Raw genomic sequence first — 20102 nt, 5'->3', positions numbered from 1 at the left:
GCAGGTTGCCTTGGCAGAGTATTCGCGCCGGCATCACCCACATTTAAGGGCATCCACTACTAGCCCGAAGCCACCCGGAGGACACTATGTCGAAGTCGGTTCAACTCATCAAAGATCATGACGTCAAGTGGATTGATCTGCGCTTCACGGACACCAAAGGCACTCAGCACCACGTGACCATGCCGGCTCGCGATGCGCTGGATGACGACTTCTTCGAAGTCGGCAAAATGTTCGACGGTTCCTCCATCGCTGGCTGGAAAGGCATCGAAGCCTCCGACATGATCCTGATGCCGGACGACTCCACCGCCGTCCTGGATCCGTTCACCGAAGAACCGACCCTGATCCTGGTCTGCGACATCATCGAACCTTCGAGCATGCAAGGCTACGACCGCGACCCACGTGCGATCGCCAAGCGCGCCGAAGAGCACCTGAAAGCCACCGCTATCGGTGACACCGTATACGCAGGTCCAGAGCCAGAGTTCTTCATCTTCGACCAGGTGAAGTTCAAGTCCGACATTTCCGGCTCCATGTTCAAGATCTACTCCGAACAAGGTTCGTGGATGTCCGACCAGGACATCGAAGGCGGCAACAAAGGCCACCGTCCAGGCGTCAAAGGCGGCTACTTCCCGGTTCCGCCGTTCGACCATGACCACGAAATCCGTACCTCCATGTGCAACGCACTGGAAGAAATGGGCCTGACCGTCGAAGTTCACCACCACGAAGTGGCGACTGCCGGACAGAACGAAATCGGCGTCAAGTTCAACACCCTGGTGAAGAAAGCCGACGAAACCCAAACCCTGAAGTACGTCGTGCACAACGTTGCCGATGCCTACGGCCGTACCGCGACCTTCATGCCTAAGCCTCTGTACGGCGACAACGGCTCGGGTATGCACGTACACATGTCCATCTGGAAAGATGGCAAGAACACCTTCGCAGGCGAAGGCTATGCCGGCCTGTCCGACACCGCCCTGTACTTCATCGGCGGCATCATCAAGCACGGTAAGGCCCTGAACGGCTTCACCAACCCGGCAACCAACTCCTACAAGCGTCTGGTTCCAGGCTTCGAAGCTCCAGTGATGCTGGCCTACTCGGCTCGCAACCGCTCCGCTTCGATCCGTATTCCTTACGTGTCGAGCCCGAAAGCCCGCCGTATCGAAGCACGCTTCCCGGATCCGGCTGCCAACCCGTACCTGTGCTTCGCCGCACTGCTGATGGCTGGCCTGGACGGCATCCAGAACAAGATCCACCCTGGCGACGCTGCTGACAAAAACCTGTATGACCTGCCGCCTGAAGAGGCCAAAGAGATCCCACAAGTTTGCGGCAGCCTGAAAGAAGCCCTGGAAGAGCTGGACAAAGGTCGTGCGTTCCTGACCAAAGGCGGCGTTTTCAGCGACGACTTCATCGACGCTTACATCGCCCTGAAAAGCGAAGAAGAAATCAAGGTACGTACCTTCGTACACCCACTGGAATACGAGCTGTACTACAGCTGCTGATCCGGTAGCGTCGCAACACGCGGCGTGACAAAAAGAGGCCTCCTTCGGGAGGCCTTTTTTGTGGGCAACTTCCGACAATGAAACCCGACATCTCCTCGGGCACACACGGCATCGTCCGGCATCAACCAACTTGAATGACTCGTAGCCTGCTCACTACCTGCAATCAACGGATGGAATGATGAAAACCTTCCCACTCAAGACGCTACTGGCCGCTCTCACCACCTTCGCCCTCCTGGGCTGCAACACAATCCCCCAGCCGACAGAAATCAAACGGGAAATCCTGCTGCAAAGCAGCAAGTCGTGGGATAACACACCTTACATTCGCTACCCGGACGCCGCGCCCGAACTGACCGTGCTCAAACTCACGATCCCTGCCAATAGCAAACTCCCCTGGCACACTCATCCGATTCCCAACGCGGCTTACATCCTCTCTGGCGAGCTGATAGTCGAAGACAGGAACAGCGGCCAGACCCGGCGTATCAAACCAGGCGAAGCGCTGGCCGAAATGGTCAACATCACCCATCGCGGCGTCACCGGCGATGAACCGGTAGAACTTGTTGTGTTCTATGCTGGCAGCGAAGGCATTCCATTGGCGGAGTAGTCCTTGCTTCACACAGGAAGTCCGAATGCGGCCACTTTTACTCCTTCTACTGCTGTCCTTCATTTTTCCTGTGATGGCCCAAATCTACAGATACACCGATGCTGCCGGTAATACCGCCTACAGCAACCAACCGCCCGATGGCGTTGAAGCCCGGGCGGTGGATCTGCCACCACTCAACAGCATCGAGCGCCAACCACCCGGCGATCTTGCGCAACCTCAGGCAGGCAATATCCCCGAGCCAATCCACGGCGCCTACGAAAAACTGGAACTCACCGGCCTGCCCACCACAGAAGCGTTACGCGCCAACAATGGCACCTTCACGATAAACGTACTGATCAAACCGCACCTGCAACGCCCTCACCTGTTGCGCCTGCTGCTGGACGGTCAACCCTACGGCGAGCCAGGCAATGTACCGACCCTGCAACTGGTGAACATCGATCGCGGCGAACACCGTCTCGCCGTACAAGTGATCGATGGCGAAAATGTTGTGCAGCAGAGCCCGGCGGTGACATTCACCGTACAGCGGGTGCACAAGCCTTGAAGGCCTGGTTACTGATCGCCTGCCTGATCGCCCTGCCCGCCTCGGCAGAGGTCTTCATGTATCTCGATGCTCAGGGCAATCGGGTTTTCACCGACCAGCCCAAACCCGGCGACGCCAGGCGCGTACCACTGATAACGAGCAATCGAATAGCGGCCACTCCCACCAGTGCAGCGCCATCGCTTGCCCAGAGCAGCCCCGAAGTACAAGCGCTGTTCCACTATGAGGTGCTGCGCATCCTGATCCCGGAACCCGACGCAACCATCCGTAGCAACACCGGCGAAGTCATCATCAGCGCCACCAACGAACCCGCCCTGCAACCCGGCCACCGTTACCGGTTGCTGCTCGACGGCCAGCCCACCGCCGACCCCGGCCTGAGCCCGGTGTTCGCCTTGAGCAACATCGATCGCGGCAGCCATACCCTGTCCGTGGAAATCCTCGACGAACAGGGACGCATCGTCGAACGCACCGCCAGCCAGCCTTTCCACATGCAGCGCACGTCTCTCGCCCAGAAGCGCAGAATCAAACCCTGTGTCCTCGAAGACTACGGCCAGCGGCCGGAATGCCCGCTCAGCGACAAACCTGGCGAAGAAAAAAATCCTTTCCTGAGACTTTTCTAACCTCATTCAGGTTTGCGCACTATATTGGTGCAATAGCTTGCACCGCACTCACATTCCAACCCATTTTGGTTCGAAAGTACCCGCGAAAGCTGGCAGAACGCCACGCAAACGAGCGTCAAACGCCTGTTTCAGGCCTTGAGCGCTTCTTTTCGGAGCCTTGGTTTGGTTTTTGCATTTTGCCCGTACCAGCGTTTTTTTGCGCATGCTCTGCCCTAAAAGAGGTCCCGATGACCATTAGCGACGCGCTCCACCGTTTGCTACTCGACAACCTCACCACTGCCACCATCCTGCTCGACGCCGAACTGCGCCTCGAGTACATGAACCCGGCGGCGGAGATGCTGCTGGCCATCAGCGGTCAGCGCAGCCATGGACAGTTCATCAGTGAGTTGTTTACCGAATCGACCGAGGCGCTGAACTCGTTGCGCCAGGCCGTCGAGCAAGCGCACCCGTTCACCAAGCGCGAAGCGATGCTCACCGCCCTCACCGGCCAGACCCTGACCGTCGACTACGCGGTAACGCCGATCCTGAGCAACGGCGACACCATGCTGCTGCTCGAAGTCCACCCCCGTGACCGCCTGCTGCGGATCACCAAGGAAGAAGCACAGCTGTCGAAACAGGAAACCAGCAAGATGCTGGTGCGCGGCCTTGCCCATGAAATCAAGAACCCCCTGGGCGGGATACGCGGCGCGGCACAATTGCTGGCCCGGGAACTGCCGGAAGAAAGCCTGCGCGACTACACCAACGTCATCATCGAAGAAGCCGACCGCCTGCGTAACCTGGTGGACCGCATGCTCGGCTCCAACAAGCTGCCGTCGCTGGCCATGTGCAACATCCACGAAGTGCTTGAGCGTGTCTGCCATCTGGTGGAGGCCGAAAGCCAGGGCTGCATCACCTTGGTGCGCGACTACGATCCAAGCATTCCCGACGTCCTGATCGACCGCGAGCAAATGATTCAGGCCGTGCTGAACATCGTGCGCAACGCCATGCAGGCCATCAGCAGCCAGAACGAACTGCGCCTGGGTCGCATCAGCCTGCGCACCCGCGCGATGCGCCAGTTCACCATCGGCCACGTACGCCATCGCCTGGTGACCAAGATCGAGATCATCGACAACGGTCCGGGCATCCCGGCAGAACTTCAGGAAACCATTTTCTTCCCCATGGTCAGCGGTCGTCCGGACGGTACCGGGCTGGGCCTGGCCATTACCCAGAACATCATCAGCCAGCACCAGGGCCTGATCGAATGTGACAGCCACCCCGGCCACACCACCTTCTCGATCTTTCTGCCACTGGAACAAGGAGCCACATCGACATGAGCCGTAGTGAAACCGTGTGGATCGTCGATGACGACCGTTCTATCCGTTGGGTCCTGGAAAAAGCCTTGCAACAGGAAGGCATGACCACGCAAAGCTTCGACAGCGCCGATGGCGTGATGAGCCGCCTGGCGCGCCAGCAGCCGGACGTGATCATCTCCGACATCCGCATGCCCGGCGCCAGTGGCCTGGACCTTCTGGCGCGGATTCGCGAACAGCACCCACGGCTCCCAGTGATCATCATGACCGCGCACTCCGATCTGGACAGCGCTGTCGCGTCCTATCAGGGCGGCGCCTTCGAGTACCTGCCCAAGCCGTTCGATGTCGACGAAGCGGTTTCCCTGGTCAAGCGCGCCAACCAGCACGCTCAGGAACAACAGGGCCTGGAAGTGCCCCCGACCCTGACCCGCACCCCGGAAATCATCGGCGAAGCGCCGGCGATGCAGGAAGTGTTTCGCGCCATCGGGCGCTTGAGCCACTCCAACATCACCGTGCTGATCAATGGTGAATCGGGTACCGGCAAGGAGCTGGTGGCCCACGCGCTGCACCGTCACAGCCCGCGCGCCGCTTCGCCATTCATTGCGCTGAACATGGCGGCGATCCCCAAGGACCTGATGGAATCCGAACTGTTCGGCCATGAGAAAGGCGCATTCACGGGCGCCGCCAACCTGCGTCGCGGGCGTTTCGAACAAGCCGATGGCGGTACGCTGTTCCTCGACGAGATCGGTGACATGCCCGCCGACACCCAGACCCGCTTGCTGCGGGTACTGGCCGATGGCGAGTTCTACCGCGTCGGTGGTCATGTGCCGGTGAAGGTCGATGTGCGCATCATCGCTGCGACTCACCAGAATCTGGAAACCCTGGTGCACGCCGGGAAATTCCGAGAGGACTTGTTCCACCGCCTCAATGTGATCCGCATCCATATCCCGCGCCTGTCGGATCGTCGCGAAGACATCCCGACCCTGGCCAAGCACTTCCTCGGCCGCGCCGCCCAGGAACTGGCGGTCGAGCCTAAGCTGCTGAAAAGTGAAACCGAGGAATACCTGAAGAACCTGCCGTGGCCCGGCAACGTGCGTCAGTTGGAGAACACCTGCCGCTGGATCACGGTGATGGCTTCGGGTCGCGAAGTGCACATCGGCGACCTGCCGCCGGAACTGCTGAGCCTGCCGCAGGACTCGGCACCGGTCACCAACTGGGAACAGGCCCTGCGCCAGTGGGCTGACCAGGCACTGGCCCGTGGTCAGTCGAGCCTGCTCGACAGCGCTGTACCAGCCTTCGAGCGGATCATGATCGAGACCGCCCTCAAGCACACCGCCGGTCGCCGCCGCGATGCCGCCGTCTTGCTGGGCTGGGGACGCAACACCCTGACCCGCAAGATCAAGGAATTGGGGATGAAGGTTGATGGCGGGGATGATGATGAGGGGGATGAGGGTTAAATCTGGCTTTCGAGTTTAGTCGCAAGCGAAAAGATCGCAGCCTCCGGCAGCTCCTACAGTCGTACGCAAGACCCAGTAGGAGCTGCCGAAGGCTGCGATCTTTTTTGGCCGATAACAACGCCCCATGCACCGCCGCAATGCACCGTGAACCGCAATCGCGCACAAAAACAGCTTCGAATCCCCGCCTGCTTTCGCAACCGAATCCCTTTCGAAAAAACACGAAAGCCCCGAATTCCGGGGCTTTCAGCGCTTCAAAGCGATTTTTTGTTTCTCTTTGTGAAAACTGGCACGCCCCCTGCAACAACCCTTTCAGGTGAATCAGTTCACCCACCCGGTTTCGGGGACCTTGGTACAGGCAGGCCGGGGATTCCCCTCTTTACATCGGGCTCACACCGCACCCGCGACGAGCCCCGCAGTTTTGGGGCCCTTGATACAGGCAGGTCAGGGGTTCCTTCTTTACACCAGGCTCACACCGCACTCGCGACGAGCCTCCCGTTTCGGGAACCTTGGTACAGGCAGGCCGGGGATTCCCTCTTTTATTGCTCCCGGAGATGGATCTCCAGCCGCCAGCGGTCATCGACCTCGCTACCGGCCCATTGGCCCTGCAGAGGCCGGGCCGCCACCAGTGTCAGCAACAACCCCCCATCGCTCAAACGTACCCGCCAGTTCACGTCCTTGCCACCGAGCTTGAGCTGACCTTTCTGCGCCTTGCCCTCGGCGCCAAACAGTAGCGCAACACTGCCATCAACCATCTCGCCGTGGGTCTTGGGCTCATTGTTGAACCACACCACCAGCCCGTCGTTCGTCACTTCCACCTGCTGCAACTGACTGGGGTCCGGCGTGGTCAGGCGACCGATCATCATCCCGACCATCACCCCGACAATCGCCAGCGAGCCCATTACCCGCAGGAATAGTTTCGAACGCACGCCTTCTGGCGGCGTAGAATGCGCGTCATCTTTGCCTTCGGAGCCGTGCATGTTTCACGTCATCCTTTTCCAACCAGAAATTCCGCCGAATACCGGCAACGTTATCAGGCTGTGCGCCAACAGTGGCTGCCACCTGCATTTGATCGAACCGCTGGGTTTCGAGATGGACGACAAGCGCCTGCGCCGGGCCGGCCTCGACTACCACGAGTATGCCACCCTGCAACGCCACGCGGACCTTGCCAGCTGCCTGGAGAGCCTCGGCCATCCACGACTGTTCGCCTTCACCACCAAGGGTTCGCGGCCGTTCCACGATGCCAGCTTCGTCCCGGGCGACGCGTTCCTGTTCGGCCCGGAAAGCCGGGGCTTGCCCGCCGAGGTGCTAGACGCCCTGCCGAGCGAGCAACGCCTGCGCCTGCCGATGCGCGAGGGCTGCCGCAGCCTGAACCTGTCCAATACCGTGGCAGTGGCCGTGTACGAAGCCTGGCGTCAGAACGACTTCAAGTAACACCATGACCCAATGTAGGAGCTGCCGAAGGCTGCGATCTTTTGATTTTGATTTTCAAGATCAAAAGATCGCAGCCTTCGGCAGCTCCTACTCGAAGGTTTCGTTTGCTCCATGAAAAAAGCGCCTTCGGAGGCGCTTTTTTCATGGAGCAAACGAAGCTTTTACTGAACGGTCGGAGTCTCGCCAGCAGCCTGCATGCGTTGCAGCTCTTGCGCGTACAGCGCATCGAAGTTCACCGGAGCCAGCATCAGTGCCGGGAACGAACCGCGGGTCACCAGGCTGTCCAGGGTTTCGCGAGCGTACGGGAACAGGATGTTCGGGCAGAACGCACCCAGGGTGTGGCTCATCGAGGCGTCGTCCAGATTCTTGATCAGGAAGATACCGGCCTGTTGCACTTCAGCGATGAACGCCACTTCGTCACCGTTTTTCACGGTAACCGACAGGGTCAGCACGACCTCGTGAAAGTCAGCTTCCAGCGTCTTCTGACGGGTGTTCAGATCCAGACCGACGCTCGGCTCCCACTGCTGGCGGAAGATCGCCGGGCTTTTCGGAGCTTCGAAGGACAGGTCACGCACATAAATGCGCTGCAAGGAGAATTGCGGTGCAGTTTCTTCTTCGTTCGCAGCAGTGTTCTGTTGGTCAGTCATCGCAGATCCTTCTTGATCCAGGGTTCTTTTAGGTTTGCTTGTTTGGGATATTGCCGTCAGGCCCTGAGCAGCGCGTCGAGCTTGCCGGCGCGCTCCAGGGCAAACAGATCATCACATCCGCCCACGTGTGTGCTGCCGATCCAGATTTGCGGCACGGACGTACGCCCGGCCTTCTGGGCCATCGCAGCGCGCACCTGCGGCTTGCCATCGACCTTGATCTCTTCGAAGGCCACGCCTTTGTTCTCGAGCAGGTACTTGGCTCGCGAGCAGTAAGGGCAGTAATCGCTGGAATAGACGACGACGCTGCTCATATCACTTCACCAGCGGCAGATTGTCGGCTTTCCAGCTGGAGATACCGCCGGACAGCTTGGCGGCGGTGAAGCCGGATTTCATCAGTTCGCGGGCGTGGGTGCCAGCGGTCTGGCCCATGGCGTCGACCAGGATGATGGTCTTGGCCTTGTGCTTTTCCAGCTCACCAACGCGGGCGGTCAGTTTGTCCTGGGGAATGTTCAGCGCGCCGACAATGTGACCGGCGGCGAAATCCTTGGTCGGACGAATGTCGATTACCACGCCTGCGTCCTTGTTGACCAGCCCGGTCAGTTCGCCGGTGCTCAGGCTACGGCCGCCGCCCTGCATTTGATAGGCAATCAGCAACGCCAGCAGTACGACGAAGATACCGACGAGAATGTAGTGGTTAGTGGCAAATTGAATCAGGTTAGCAACCATCGAAGGAGGTTCCAGGGCGTTAAAATGTCGGCCAGTATACACAGCCACTATGGTGGGCCAAACCCCGTCCGGCGGTGACGCGGCCGGAACTTCGCTTTAAACTGCGACTCCCTTTTTCCATTACCCCTTTTACCTCAGCCACGAGTGGATTCCATGACTACCACGCCTAAACCTTTGGTCCTGATGATTCTCGACGGCTTCGGTCACAGCGACAATCCCGAATCCAACGCCATTTTCGCGGCGAAGAAGCCTGTACTGGATCGTCTGTGGGCCACCGTGCCGAACGGCCTGATCTCGGGCAGCGGCATGGACGTCGGCCTGCCGGATGGCCAGATGGGCAACTCCGAAGTCGGCCACATGAACCTGGGCGCCGGCCGCGTGGTGTATCAGGATTTCACTCGCGTGACCAAATCGATCCGTGACGGCGAGTTCTTCGAGAACCCGACCATCTGCGCTGCGGTGGACAAAGCCGTCGCCGCCGGCAAAGCCGTGCATTTCATGGGTCTGCTGTCCGATGGCGGCGTGCACAGCCACCAGGATCACCTGGTCGCCATGGCCGAACTGGCCTTCAAGCGCGGCGCACAAAACATCTACCTGCACGCCTTCCTCGACGGCCGCGACACCCCGCCGAAAAGCGCGCAGTCGTCGATCGAGCTGCTGGACGCGACCTTCCAGGCCCTGGGCAAGGGCCGGATCGCCAGCATCATCGGCCGCTACTACGCCATGGACCGCGACAACCGTTGGGACCGCGTGTCCCAGGCCTACAACCTAATTGTCGATGGCCAGGGCGAATTCAACGCCGCCACCGCCCAGGAAGGCCTGCAAGCGGCCTACGAGCGTGGCGAGAGCGACGAATTCGTCAAGGCCACCTCCATCGGTGAGCCGGTAAAAGTCGAAGACGGCGATGCCGTGGTGTTCATGAACTTCCGCGCCGACCGTGCCCGCGAGCTGACCCGCGTGTTCGTCGAAGACAACTTCAGTGAGTTCGAGCGTGCCCGCCAGCCGAAACTGGCCGGTTTCGTCATGCTGACCCAATATGCCGCCAGCATCCCCGCGCCCTCGGCTTTCGCCGCCGGCAGCCTGGAAAACGTGCTGGGCGACTACCTGGCGAAAAACGGCAAGACCCAACTGCGCATCGCTGAAACCGAAAAATACGCCCACGTGACCTTCTTCTTCTCCGGCGGCCGCGAAGAACCGTTCCCGGGCGAAGAACGCATCCTGATCCCCTCGCCGAAAGTCGCCACCTATGACTTGCAACCGGAAATGAGCGCACCGGAAGTCACCGACCGCATCGTCGACGCCATCGAAAACCAGCGTTACGACGTGATCGTGGTCAACTACGCCAACGGCGACATGGTCGGCCACAGCGGCGTGTTCGAAGCGGCGGTCAAGGCCGTTGAGTGCCTGGACCAGTGCGTGGGTCGCATCGTCGATGCCCTGGAAAAAGTCGGCGGCGAAGCCTTGATCACCGCTGACCATGGCAACGTCGAGCAAATGTCCGATGAAACCACCGGCCAGGCGCACACTGCGCACACCACCGAGCCGGTACCGTTCATCTATGTCGGCAAGCGCGACCTGAAGGTCCGCGAGGGCGGCGTTCTGGCGGACGTGGCGCCGACCATGCTCAAGTTGCTGGGCCTTGAGCAACCGGCGGAAATGACCGGGACTTCGATTCTGGTCTGACCGGATCTCCAAAACGCCACAAAACCTGTGGGAGCGAGCTTGCTCGCGATAGCAATCTGACAGCCAACATCTATGTTGAATGATCGGACGCCATCGCGAGCAAGCCCGCTTCCACAGTGGTTTATGGAGTTTTCGAAATGGAATTCAGTCTGTCGCTTGCTCCAGTCATCACACAGTCAGAAATGGGCATTTTTTTTGCCGCCCATGGCGGGCATACTAGGCCGTCCCTTTCCCTGGTGCCGCCCGCCCCTATGCTCCGCGTCCTGATAGCCCTAGCTCTGACTTGCCTGCTCCAACCGGCCTTTGCTGACGAGCGCGCAGATACCCAACAACAGTTGGACGCCACGCGTCAGGACATTGCCGAGCTGAAGAAGCTGCTGGGCAAGTTGCAGGAAGAAAAGTCCGGTGTGCAGAAAGAGCTCAAGGGTACCGAAACCGAAATGGGCAAGCTCGAGAAGCAGGTCGATGCCCTGCAAAAAGAGCTGAAGAAAAGCGAAGCCGAGCTGCAGCGCCTCGATGCAGAGAAAAAAAAACTCCAGAGCGCGCGTATTGAACAACAGCGATTGATCGCCATCCAGGCCCGGGCGGCCTACCAGAACGGTCGCCAGGAATACCTCAAGCTGCTGCTCAACCAGCAGAATCCGGAAAGATTCGCTCGTACCCTCACCTATTACGACTACCTGAGCCAGGCTCGCCTGGAGCAGTTGAAGAATTTCAACGAGACCCTGCGCCAACTGTCCAATGTCGAGAAAGACATCGCCATGCAGCAGGCGCAATTGCTGGTGCAGCAAAGCAGCCTCGACACCCAGCGTGACGAGCTCGAGAAAGTCCGCAAGGAGCGCCAGCAAGTCCTGGCCAAACTCAATGACGACGTAAAGGCTCGCGATCAGAAACTGGCGGCACGCGAGCAGGATCAGGCAGACCTGTCTAAAGTCCTTAAAACCATTGAAGAAACCCTGGCGCGCCAGGCTCGTGAGGCAGAAGAAGCGCGGCAAAAAGCGCTGATTGCCCAGCAGGAAGCCGAAAAAAAGCGTTTACGTGAGGCCCAGGCGCAGGCAGATGCCAGCGACGACGCCCCACGCAAACCGGTCAGATCAACGCCTGGCGCTCTGGTTTCCAGTTCCGGCGAGACTTTTGGCGGCCCGTTTGCGTCAACCCGCGGCAAACTTCCCTGGCCTGTCGATGGTCGACTGCTGGCGCGCTACGGTGAAAGCCGTGGCGACGATGCCCGGACCAAGTGGGATGGCGTGATGATCAGCGCGTCTGCCGGCAGCACCGTGCATGCGGTGCATGGTGGTCGCGTAGTGTTTGCCGACTGGCTGCGAGGCGCCGGGTTGCTGGTGATCCTCGACCACGGCAACGGCTTTTTGAGTCTTTATGGTCACAACCAGACGCTGCTCAAGTCTGCGGGTGACGTGGTAAAAGCCGGTGAGTCCATCTCCACTGTGGGTAGCAGTGGCGGACAAGATACACCGGCATTGTATTTCGCGATTCGTCAGCAGGGTCACCCGAGTGATCCGGCGCAATGGTGCCGCGCGCAAGGATAAGTGCGTTACCTAATTCAGGAGTTTGTTAGACATGCTGCATTTGTCCCGCCTTACCTCGCTGGCCCTGACGATCGCCCTGGTGATCGGCGCGCCTCTGGCGTTTGCCGCTCAACCAGCGCCGGCGGTTGCGCCTGCGGGCACTGCTGCGACCACCAAGGCGCCACTGCCGCTGGATGAGTTGCGCACCTTTGCCGAGGTGATGGACCGGATCAAGGCCGCTTATGTCGAACCGGTGGACGACAAGACCCTGCTGGAAAACGCCATCAAGGGCATGCTCAGCAACCTCGATCCGCATTCCGCCTACCTGGGCCCTGAAGATTTCGCCGAGTTGCAGGAAAGCACCAGCGGTGAGTTCGGCGGCCTGGGCATTGAAGTCGGCGCCGAAGACGGCTTCATCAAGGTGGTGTCGCCCATTGACGACACTCCGGCCTCCAAGGCCGGCATTCAGGCCGGCGACTTCATCGTCAAGATCAACGGCCAACCGACCCGCGGCCAGAGCATGACCGAAGCCGTCGACAAGATGCGCGGCAAGATCGGCCAGAAAATCACCCTGACCCTGGTGCGCGACGGTGGCACGCCGTTCGACGTAACCCTGGCCCGCGCCGTCATCCAGGTGAAGAGCGTGAAGAGCCAGTTGCTGGAATCGGGCTATGGGTATATCCGCATCACCCAGTTCCAGGTCAAGACCGGCGAAGAAGTTTCCAAGGCCCTGGCCAAGCTGCGCAAGGAAAACGGCAAGAAGCTCAAGGGCATCATTCTCGACCTGCGCAACAACCCGGGCGGCGTGTTGCAAGCGGCGGTGGAAGTGGTCGACCACTTCATCACCAAGGGCCTGATCGTTTACACCAAGGGCCGCATCGCCAACTCCGAGCTGCGTTTCTCAGCCACCGGCAAGGACGAAAGTGAAGCGGTGCCAATGGTCGTGCTGATCAACGGCGGCAGCGCCTCGGCTTCGGAAATTGTCGCCGGTGCCCTGCAGGACCAGAAACGCGCCGTGCTGATGGGCACCACCAGCTTCGGCAAGGGCTCGGTACAGACGGTTCTGCCGCTTAACAACGAGCGCGCACTGAAGATCACCACGGCGCTGTATTACACGCCGAACGGCCGCTCCATCCAGGCCCAGGGCATCGTGCCGGACATCGAAGTGCGCAAGGCCAAGATCACCAGCGAGCAGGACAGCGACTACTTCAAGGAAGCCGACTTGCAGGGTCACCTGGGCAACGGCAACGGCGGCGCCGACAAACCGACCGGTTCCAGCGGCAAAGCCAAGCCGATGCCGCAGGACGATGATTACCAATTGGCCCAGGCCCTGAGCCTGCTCAAAGGGCTGAGCATCACATCCGGCCGTTGAGATGTTTCTGCGGTTGCTGATCGGTCTGTTGTGTTGTCTGGCGGGTGTTGCTCACGCAGAGCCCGCCAGATCCACGCCCCATAGAGCCTACCTGAGCCTGATCATCGATGACCTGGGGCAGAACCTGCCCCGGGATCGCCGCGTACTCGCCCTGCCTGGCCCTGTGACCACGGCAATCATGCCCGACACACCCCACGCCACCGAATTAGCCCGCGAAGCCCATCGCGCCGGCAAGATCGTCATCCTGCACATGCCCATGGACCCGGCCACCGGACCGTTCGCCTGGCACCCCGAGCTGCCCGTCGAAGAGCTGGAAAAGCGCCTGGACGCCGCATTCAAAATGGTTCCGTATACCAGCGGCATCAACAACCACATGGGCAGCCGCATGACCGCGCAACCAGTCGCCATGGCGTGGTTGATGGCGGATTTGCAGCGCCGGCACAAGTTCTTCGTCGACAGCCGTACCAGCGCCCAGACCGTGGCCGCCGCCCAAGCGCAGAAGATCGGTTTGGCGAGCGTTTCACGGGATGTATTTCTCGACGATGAGCGTACTGAGGCGGCGATCCTGATCCAGCTGCAAACCGCGATCAGCCTCGCGCGCAAGCAGGGCTCGGCGGTGATGATCGGTCATCCGTATCCGCAGACGCTGGCGGTGCTGGAGCGTGAATTACCCAGGCTCAAGGCCCAGGGGATCGAATGGATTGATATCCGGCAGATGATCAGTGTGCGCGGTAACCGGGCGACTGCGGCACATGGAAAGGATGGCGTATACCGCTAGCAGTTACACCGCAAAATCCCTGTGGGAGCGAGCTTGCTCGCGATGGCGTCGTGTCAGTCGACATCATTGTTGAATGACAGATCGCTATCGCGAGCAAGCTCGCTCCCACAGGGGCTCAGGCATGACTAAAGGGTTGGTGTTGATCCTAGAGATACTGCGCCATGATCTCATCCACCCGACCTTCCTTGCGCATCTGGTCCAGCGCCGCCTGGAGCTTGGCCACCGTCTCGTCCGGCACGCCCCTGTTCAGTGCCAGGTACAGTTCGGCACTGTTGAAACGTAGTACGGTTTTCAACCCGCTGACCCCTTCCTGGCGCGCCAGATAGCGCCCGGCCGGGTCACCGGTGGCCCACAGGTCGATCTGACCGTTGACCAGTTTCCTGGCGTTGTCTTGATCGCGCAGCACAACGATCGGCTGGAGGCCTTGCTTGGCAAGCGTCTCGGCAATGGCGTCGCCCTTGTAGGCGCCGATCTTGTATTTGCGCGCGTCATTCAAGGTTTCAAGGGTGATCTTGCTGTCAGCCTTGGCCAGCATGATCCAGTCGTCCGGGCCAATCGGACCGACCCATTTGAATAGCTTTTCGCGATCGGGCAGGCGCGCCATGACGAATACGCCGTAACCGGGTTTTTCCAGGGCGAGTTTGTAGACCCGCTCCCAAGGGAAACGCAACGTCAGGCTGTAGCTAATGCCGGCGCGCTTGAATATTTCGCGGACGATATCGGTGGCGATGCCATTGATGTTCTCGTCCTGAGCGAAGTTCTTGCCGTTCTTCGCCATGTTGTACGGCGGGAAGTTCTCTGTCAGCAACACCAGGTCGGTATCGGGGCTGTCTTTAGCGTTTGCTCCGCTGATCAACAACAGAGAAGCGCTGGCAAGGACGAGAAGAAAGCGTTTAAGCATGTCTGGCTACCGAAATCCATGGCGTACCCAAGAGTGCCTTGGGTATGCCATGGTGTCCACTAGCCTGTACCGGTTTGTTTAACGCATCACGATTCCGCGATGGGCCATATAGGCCTTGGCTTCCTGCACGGTGTATTCGCCGAAGTGGAAAATACTCGCCGCCAATACCGCGCTGGCGTGGCCTTCGATAATGCCGTCGGCCAGGTGTTGCAGGTTGCCGACACCGCCGGAGGCGATCACCGGAATGCCCAGTGCGTCGCTGATGGCGCGGGTGACGCCCAGGTCGAAACCGTTTTTCATGCCGTCCTGGTCCATGCTGGTCAGCAGGATTTCGCCAGCACCCAGGCCTTCCATCTTCTTCGCCCACTCAACGGCGTCGAGGCCGGTTGGCTTGCGACCGCCATGGGTGAAGATTTCCCAGCGCGGGGTTTCGCCAGGTCCGGAAACCTTCTTCGCGTCGATGGCCACCACTATGCATTGCGAACCGAAATGCTGCGCGGCTTCGCCGACGAATTCCGGGTTGAACACTGCTGCGGTGTTGATCGAAACCTTGTCCGCACCGGCATTGAGCAGGTTGCGGATGTCTTGCACGGTACGCACGCCACCGCCCACGGTCAGCGGGATGAACACCTGGCTGGCCATGCGCTCGACGGTGTGCAGCGTGGTGTCGCGGCCATCGACGCTGGCGGTGATGTCGAGAAAGGTAATCTCGTCGGCGCCCTGCTCGTCGTAGCGACGGGCAATTTCCACCGGGTCACCGGCGTCGCGGATGTTTTCGAATTTCACACCCTTGACCACCCGGCCGTTGTCCACGTCCAGGCAAGGGATGATGCGTTTGGCCAGCGCCATGATCAGTCCTCAGCCTTTGTACGAATCGCAGAAAGCTTGCGCTTGAGCGACATCGAGGGTGCCTTCGTAGATCGCACGGCCCGTGATCGCGCCGATGATGCCTGGCGCCTTGGCGTCGAGCAGGGTCTTGATGTCACCCAGGTTGTGGATGCCGCCGGAAGCGATCACCGGGATCTTTGTTGCAGCAGCCAGTGCGGCGGTGAACGGTACGTTGCAGCCCTGCATCATGCCGTCTTTGGCGATGTCGGTATAAACGATCGAAGACACGCCGTCGGCTTCGAATTGCCTGGCCAGGTCGATCACCTGGATGGTGCTGATTTCAGCCCAGCCGTCAGTGGCGACAAAACCGTCCTTGGCGTCCAGACCCACGATGATTTTGCCCGGGAACGCGCGGCAGGCTTCGGCAACGAAGGCCGGATCTTTCACGGCCTTGGTGCCGATGATCACGTAGCTCACGCCCGCTTTCACGTAGTGCTCGATGGTTTCCAGGGAGCGGATGCCGCCGCCGATCTGGATCGGCAGGTTCGGATAGCGCTTGGCGATGGCGGTGACCACTTCGCCGTTGACTGGCTGGCCTTCAAACGCGCCGTTCAGGTCGACCAGATGCAGACGACGGCAACCGCCCTCCACCCACTTGGCAGCCATGCTCACCGGGTCATCGGAGAACACCGTGGAATCTTCCATGCGGCCCTGGCGCAGACGAACACAGGCACCGTCTTTAAGATCGATAGCGGGAATAATCAGCATCTGGCAAACCTTCAAATTTGAATGTTCAGCTTGGCTCGGAAATCAGTTTTTCTCGAGCGCCCACAGGTCGCTTTCGATGCTTTCGAACCTCTCTTTGAGGTGCGCCTGCACATCGAAAATCGCCCTGTTGTAATAGTGCGGAGCAATTTCACGGGTAAACAGCTCAAGAATCTCCGCCGCCTCGAACGAGCCGAGGTCGAGTTCGAAGCGGTCTTCCATGAAACGCTTGATCTTGCGATTGGCCTCGCTCTCTTGCTCGGGAGTGAGGGTCAGGATCGGGGGTTTCTTCTTGACTGCCATTTACCAGCGACCGTCCCACGCAGCGAAGTTCTGCAGCAACTGCAGGCCATGGGTATGGCTTTTCTCCGGGTGGAACTGCACGGCGAAACGCGAGCCTTCGGCCAGCGCCGCGGCGAAATCGACACCGTAGTGACCGCCACCGACCACCTGCCGCGCGTTGGCGGCAGCGATGTAGTAGCTGTGCACGAAGTAGAACCGCGCCATGTCCGGAATGTCGTGCCACAGCGGGTGACTGACCTTCTGCTTCACTTCGTTCCAGCCCATGTGCGGGACTTTCAGGTGTTCGCCATCTTCGACCAGATCCTTGCCGAAGAACTTCACCGCGCCCGGGAACAGGCCGATGCAGTCGACGCCGTCGTTCTCTTCGCTGGTGTCGAGCAAGGCTTGCATGCCCACGCAGATGCCAAGGAACGGACGGTCCTGACTGACTTCACGCACCAGGGAATCGAAACCGAGGCGACGGATCTCCGCCATGCAATCGCGAATCGCGCCGACGCCGGGGAAAACCACCCGGTCGGCTTCGCGAATCACGCTGGCATCGCTGGTGATCAGCACCTTGCCGGCACCGACGTGCTCGAGGGCCTTGGCCACCGAGTGCAGGTTGCCCATGCCGTAATCGATAACCGCGACTGTCTGCATTACAGGACGCCCTTGGTCGAAGGCATTTGCCCGGCCATGCGGTCATCGAGCTCGACGGCCATGCGCAGGGCGCGGCCGAATGCCTTGAACACGGTTTCGATCTGGTGGTGGGTGTTGGTGCCACGCAGGTTGTCGATGTGCAGGCTGACCAATGCATGGTTGACGAAGCCCTGGAAGAATTCCTGGAACAAGTCAACGTCGAAGCCGCCAACGGTGGCGCGGGTGTACGGCACGTGCATCTGCAGGCCTGGACGACCGGAGAAGTCGATCACCACGCGCGACAACGCTTCATCGAGCGGCACGTAGGCATGGCCGTAGCGACGGATGCCTTTCTTGTCGCCGATGGCTTTGGCAAATGCCTGGCCGAGGGTGATACCGACGTCTTCCACCGTGTGGTGGTCATCGATATGCAAGTCGCCCTTGCTGACGATATCCAGGTCGATCAGCCCGTGACGGGCGATCTGGTCCAGCATGTGCTCAAGAAAAGGAACACCGATATCGAATCGGGCCTTTCCGGTGCCATCGAGGTTGATCGAGGCTTTGATCTGGGTTTCCAGAGTGTCGCGCTCGACAGACGCCTTACGTTCGGCCATCACCAGCTCCGCAAAATCATTGGGCGAAAAAGGCAGCCATTATAGGCGTGCGGGCGCCAAACAGAAACACGAGAGGTGATATCCCTGACGGAGTGAATTCGGGGGTGTCGGCGATAGACATGTCCATACAAGCAAAAGATCGCAGCCTTCGGCAGCTCCTACGGTCGGTGTAGGAGCTGCCGAAGGCTGCGATCTTTTGGCATTGAGCAAATGTGCCTGACACAACACCCGTCAGGCACAGAAGTTTTTAATGGAACAACACCGCCGTCTTCTGCAAGGTCACCCACACACCCCACGCCAGCGGAATGCCCACCACCAGCCACGCTGCAATCGCCAGCGGCTTGGTACCCGGCGCGGCTTTCCACTCCAGCACGGTGCTGCTGTCAGCGCCTTTGTCATGGCCCAGCGCCTGTTCGGCGGCCAGTTCGGCGTCGGTCATGAAGTATTTGTCCGCCACCGGACGCACCAGCAGGTTGCACAGGAAACCCAGTACCAGCAGGCCGGCGAGGATGTACAGGGTGATGTCGTAAGCCGCCGCACGCTCGACACCGATACTCAGCTGGTATTCACGCAGGTAGTTCACCAGCACAGGGCCGAGCACACCGGCAGCAGCCCAAGCGGTCAGCAAACGACCGTGAATCGCACCGACCATTTGCGTGCCGAACAGGTCTGCCAGATACGCAGGAACAGTCGCGAAACCACCGCCATACATCGACAGGATGATGCAGAACGCCGCCACGAACAGCGCAATGCTGCCCAGATGACCCAGGTTCGGAATCAGTCCGTACAGGGCAAAGCCCAAGGCGAAGAACACGAAGTAAGTGTTTTTACGGCCCAGGTAATCCGAGAACGAAGCCCAGAAGAAACGCCCGCCGATGTTGAACAGGCTCAACAAACCGGTGAAACCGGCAGCGATGGCGGCAATCGAAGCCAGTTGCGAGGCATCCAGTTGACCGAAGGCCAGGTCATTGCCCAGCAGCTTGCCCGCGAACACTTCCTGCAGCAGCGGCGACGCCATGCCGAGGATGCCGATACCGGCCGATACGTTCAGGCACAGCACCAGCCACACCAGACGGAACTGCGGCGTCTTCCAGGCCACATTCACGTGAACATGACGATGCGTGATCATCGCGTTCGAGGCTTTTTTCGCCGGGGCCGTCCAGCCTTCAGGCTTCCAGCCGGTTGGCGGAACGCGGTAGGACAGCGCGCCACCGATCATGAACACGAAGTAGATCGCGGCCATCACCAGGAAGCTCTGCCACACGCCGACGCTGGTTGGCGAAGCGAAATGCCCCATCAGCGCCGCCGCCAGCGGAGCGCCGACCATTGCGCCACCGCCGAAGCCCATGATCGCCATGCCGGTCGCCATGCCGCGCTTGTCCGGGAACCATTTGATCAGGGTCGACACCGGCGAAATGTAACCCAGGCCCAGGCCGATACCACCAATGACCCCGGAGCCGATCCACATCAGCCAGATCTGGTGGGTGTACACCCCCAGCGCCGAAATCAGCAGGCCGCCACACCAGCACAGTGCCGATACGACACCGGCCTTGCGCGGTCCGGCGTGTTCCAGCCAGCCACCCCAGATGGCGGCCGAGCAACCCAGGAAGATGAAGAACAGGGTGTAGATCCAGCCAAGCATCGAGATCGGCCAGTCACACTGGGACGAAAAGACTTGTGCGATAAAACTCATGTCCGGTGCGCAGGCCACTGGAGCGGCGATGCCCAGCGCCTTGGACAGCGGCAACCAGAACACCGAAAAGCCGTAGGCCATGCCGATGCACAAGTGGATGGCCAGCGCGGCCGGTGGCACCAGCCAACGGTTGAAACCGGGCTTGGCGATGATCCGCTCCTTGGACAGGAACGCAGGCTGGTCGGCGCTGAAGCCGTCCGCCGTGATGCTCGTGGTCAT

General features: G+C 60.1%; 22 protein-coding genes. 11 read left to right on the top strand and 11 right to left on the bottom strand.

Annotation, left to right across the window (positions count from 1 at the left end):
- The first annotated feature begins 86 nt into the window (after positions 1–86).
- The 6 genes from glnA to ntrC all read left to right on the top strand — a co-directional run bounded on the left by glnA (position 87) and on the right by ntrC (position 5998).
- Complete coding sequence (glnA, locus tag ACMDB8_RS01140) at positions 87–1493, top strand: type I glutamate--ammonia ligase (RefSeq protein ID WP_008002929.1); 1407 nt, start codon at positions 87–89, stop codon at positions 1491–1493.
- 178 nt (positions 1494–1671) lie between these two features.
- Positions 1672–2094: a cupin domain-containing protein gene (locus ACMDB8_RS01135; protein WP_056725783.1), complete on the top strand. Its 423-nt coding sequence runs from the start codon at positions 1672–1674 to the stop codon at positions 2092–2094.
- A gap of 25 nt (positions 2095–2119) precedes the next feature.
- Positions 2120–2635, top strand: a complete 516-nt coding sequence (locus ACMDB8_RS01130) for a DUF4124 domain-containing protein (RefSeq protein WP_056725784.1) — start codon at positions 2120–2122, stop codon at positions 2633–2635.
- Positions 2632–3252 carry a DUF4124 domain-containing protein gene (locus ACMDB8_RS01125; RefSeq protein WP_223541781.1) on the top strand — a complete coding sequence of 207 codons (621 nt, stop codon included), beginning with the start codon at positions 2632–2634 and terminating at the stop codon, positions 3250–3252. Before ACMDB8_RS01130 ends, ACMDB8_RS01125 begins: the two co-directional genes overlap by 4 nt.
- A gap of 227 nt (positions 3253–3479) precedes the next feature.
- Complete coding sequence (gene glnL, locus ACMDB8_RS01120) at positions 3480–4565, top strand: nitrogen regulation protein NR(II) (protein WP_056725787.1); 1086 nt, start codon at positions 3480–3482, stop codon at positions 4563–4565.
- Positions 4562–5998 (top strand): nitrogen regulation protein NR(I), encoded by a 1437-nt coding sequence (gene ntrC / locus ACMDB8_RS01115; protein ID WP_056725788.1) that lies wholly within the window; start codon positions 4562–4564, stop codon positions 5996–5998. The genes glnL and ntrC overlap by 4 nt, the downstream gene beginning before the upstream one ends.
- A 536-nt stretch (positions 5999–6534) precedes the next feature.
- Here ntrC and ACMDB8_RS01110 read toward each other — a convergent pair.
- Positions 6535–6975: a hypothetical protein gene (locus ACMDB8_RS01110; protein WP_056725789.1), complete on the bottom strand. Its 441-nt coding sequence runs from the start codon at positions 6973–6975 to the stop codon at positions 6535–6537.
- Here ACMDB8_RS01110 and trmL point away from each other — a divergent pair.
- Positions 6974–7429 (top strand): tRNA (uridine(34)/cytosine(34)/5-carboxymethylaminomethyluridine(34)-2'-O)-methyltransferase TrmL, encoded by a 456-nt coding sequence (gene trmL / locus ACMDB8_RS01105; protein WP_056725791.1) that lies wholly within the window; start codon positions 6974–6976, stop codon positions 7427–7429. The genes ACMDB8_RS01110 and trmL overlap by 2 nt on opposite strands.
- A gap of 161 nt (positions 7430–7590) precedes the next feature.
- Here trmL and secB read toward each other — a convergent pair whose 3' ends face one another.
- Genes secB through ACMDB8_RS01090 form a run of 3 tightly spaced genes read right to left on the bottom strand, consistent with a single transcriptional unit; the run spans position 7591 to position 8802 of the window.
- Positions 7591–8076, bottom strand: a complete 486-nt coding sequence (secB, locus tag ACMDB8_RS01100; protein WP_008047739.1) for a protein-export chaperone SecB — start codon at positions 8074–8076, stop codon at positions 7591–7593.
- A 56-nt stretch (positions 8077–8132) separates the two neighbouring features.
- Positions 8133–8387 (bottom strand): glutaredoxin 3, encoded by a 255-nt coding sequence (grxC, locus tag ACMDB8_RS01095; protein ID WP_008047737.1) that lies wholly within the window; start codon positions 8385–8387, stop codon positions 8133–8135.
- A 1-nt stretch (position 8388) separates the two neighbouring features.
- The gene (locus ACMDB8_RS01090; protein WP_008047735.1) at positions 8389–8802 is read right to left on the bottom strand and encodes a rhodanese-like domain-containing protein; all 414 of its coding nucleotides are present in this window, start codon (positions 8800–8802) and stop codon (positions 8389–8391) included.
- A 153-nt stretch (positions 8803–8955) separates the two neighbouring features.
- On the opposite strand from ACMDB8_RS01090, the gene gpmI reads away from it, so the two are divergent.
- From gpmI to ACMDB8_RS01070, 4 genes are all read left to right on the top strand, one after another.
- Positions 8956–10485 (top strand): 2,3-bisphosphoglycerate-independent phosphoglycerate mutase, encoded by a 1530-nt coding sequence (gene gpmI / locus ACMDB8_RS01085; protein ID WP_409078520.1) that lies wholly within the window; start codon positions 8956–8958, stop codon positions 10483–10485.
- A gap of 251 nt (positions 10486–10736) precedes the next feature.
- Entirely contained in the window at positions 10737–12032 is a 1296-nt protein-coding gene (locus tag ACMDB8_RS01080) for a murein hydrolase activator EnvC family protein (protein ID WP_056725794.1), read from the top strand.
- A 31-nt stretch (positions 12033–12063) separates the two neighbouring features.
- Entirely contained in the window at positions 12064–13383 is a 1320-nt protein-coding gene (locus ACMDB8_RS01075; protein WP_056725795.1) for a S41 family peptidase, read from the top strand.
- Position 13384: 1 nt separating this feature from the next.
- Positions 13385–14161, top strand: coding sequence for a divergent polysaccharide deacetylase family protein (locus ACMDB8_RS01070; protein ID WP_409078519.1), 777 nt, complete (start codon positions 13385–13387; stop codon positions 14159–14161).
- Between the two features lie 145 nt (positions 14162–14306).
- Here ACMDB8_RS01070 and ACMDB8_RS01065 read toward each other — a convergent pair whose 3' ends face one another.
- The 7 genes from ACMDB8_RS01065 to ACMDB8_RS01035 all read right to left on the bottom strand — a co-directional run bounded on the left by ACMDB8_RS01065 (position 14307) and on the right by ACMDB8_RS01035 (position 20102).
- On the bottom strand, positions 14307–15062 hold the full coding sequence (locus ACMDB8_RS01065; RefSeq protein WP_056725798.1) for a substrate-binding periplasmic protein: 756 nt from the start codon (positions 15060–15062) through the stop codon (positions 14307–14309).
- Positions 15063–15140: 78 nt separating this feature from the next.
- Entirely contained in the window at positions 15141–15911 is a 771-nt protein-coding gene (hisF, locus tag ACMDB8_RS01060; RefSeq protein WP_007972752.1) for an imidazole glycerol phosphate synthase subunit HisF, read from the bottom strand.
- Positions 15912–15920: 9 nt separating this feature from the next.
- Positions 15921–16658, bottom strand: coding sequence for a 1-(5-phosphoribosyl)-5-[(5-phosphoribosylamino)methylideneamino]imidazole-4-carboxamide isomerase (gene hisA / locus ACMDB8_RS01055; protein ID WP_409078518.1), 738 nt, complete (start codon positions 16656–16658; stop codon positions 15921–15923).
- A gap of 42 nt (positions 16659–16700) precedes the next feature.
- Positions 16701–16958, bottom strand: coding sequence for a DUF2164 domain-containing protein (locus tag ACMDB8_RS01050; RefSeq protein WP_007989200.1), 258 nt, complete (start codon positions 16956–16958; stop codon positions 16701–16703).
- Positions 16959–17597 (bottom strand): imidazole glycerol phosphate synthase subunit HisH, encoded by a 639-nt coding sequence (gene hisH, locus ACMDB8_RS01045; RefSeq protein WP_056725801.1) that lies wholly within the window; start codon positions 17595–17597, stop codon positions 16959–16961.
- Positions 17597–18190 carry an imidazoleglycerol-phosphate dehydratase HisB gene (hisB, locus tag ACMDB8_RS01040; protein WP_003218037.1) on the bottom strand — a complete coding sequence of 198 codons (594 nt, stop codon included), beginning with the start codon at positions 18188–18190 and terminating at the stop codon, positions 17597–17599. Before hisB ends, hisH begins: the two co-directional genes overlap by 1 nt.
- A 247-nt stretch (positions 18191–18437) precedes the next feature.
- Positions 18438–20102, bottom strand: a complete 1665-nt coding sequence (locus tag ACMDB8_RS01035) for an OFA family MFS transporter (protein WP_056725802.1) — start codon at positions 20100–20102, stop codon at positions 18438–18440.

The organism is Pseudomonas monachiensis, from assembly GCF_047345015.1.
In the GTDB taxonomy this organism is placed as follows: Bacteria; Pseudomonadota; Gammaproteobacteria; order Pseudomonadales; family Pseudomonadaceae; genus Aquipseudomonas; species Aquipseudomonas monachiensis.
Note: the sequence above shows the minus strand (reverse complement) of the source record. Positions and strands in the feature narration are given on the sequence as shown.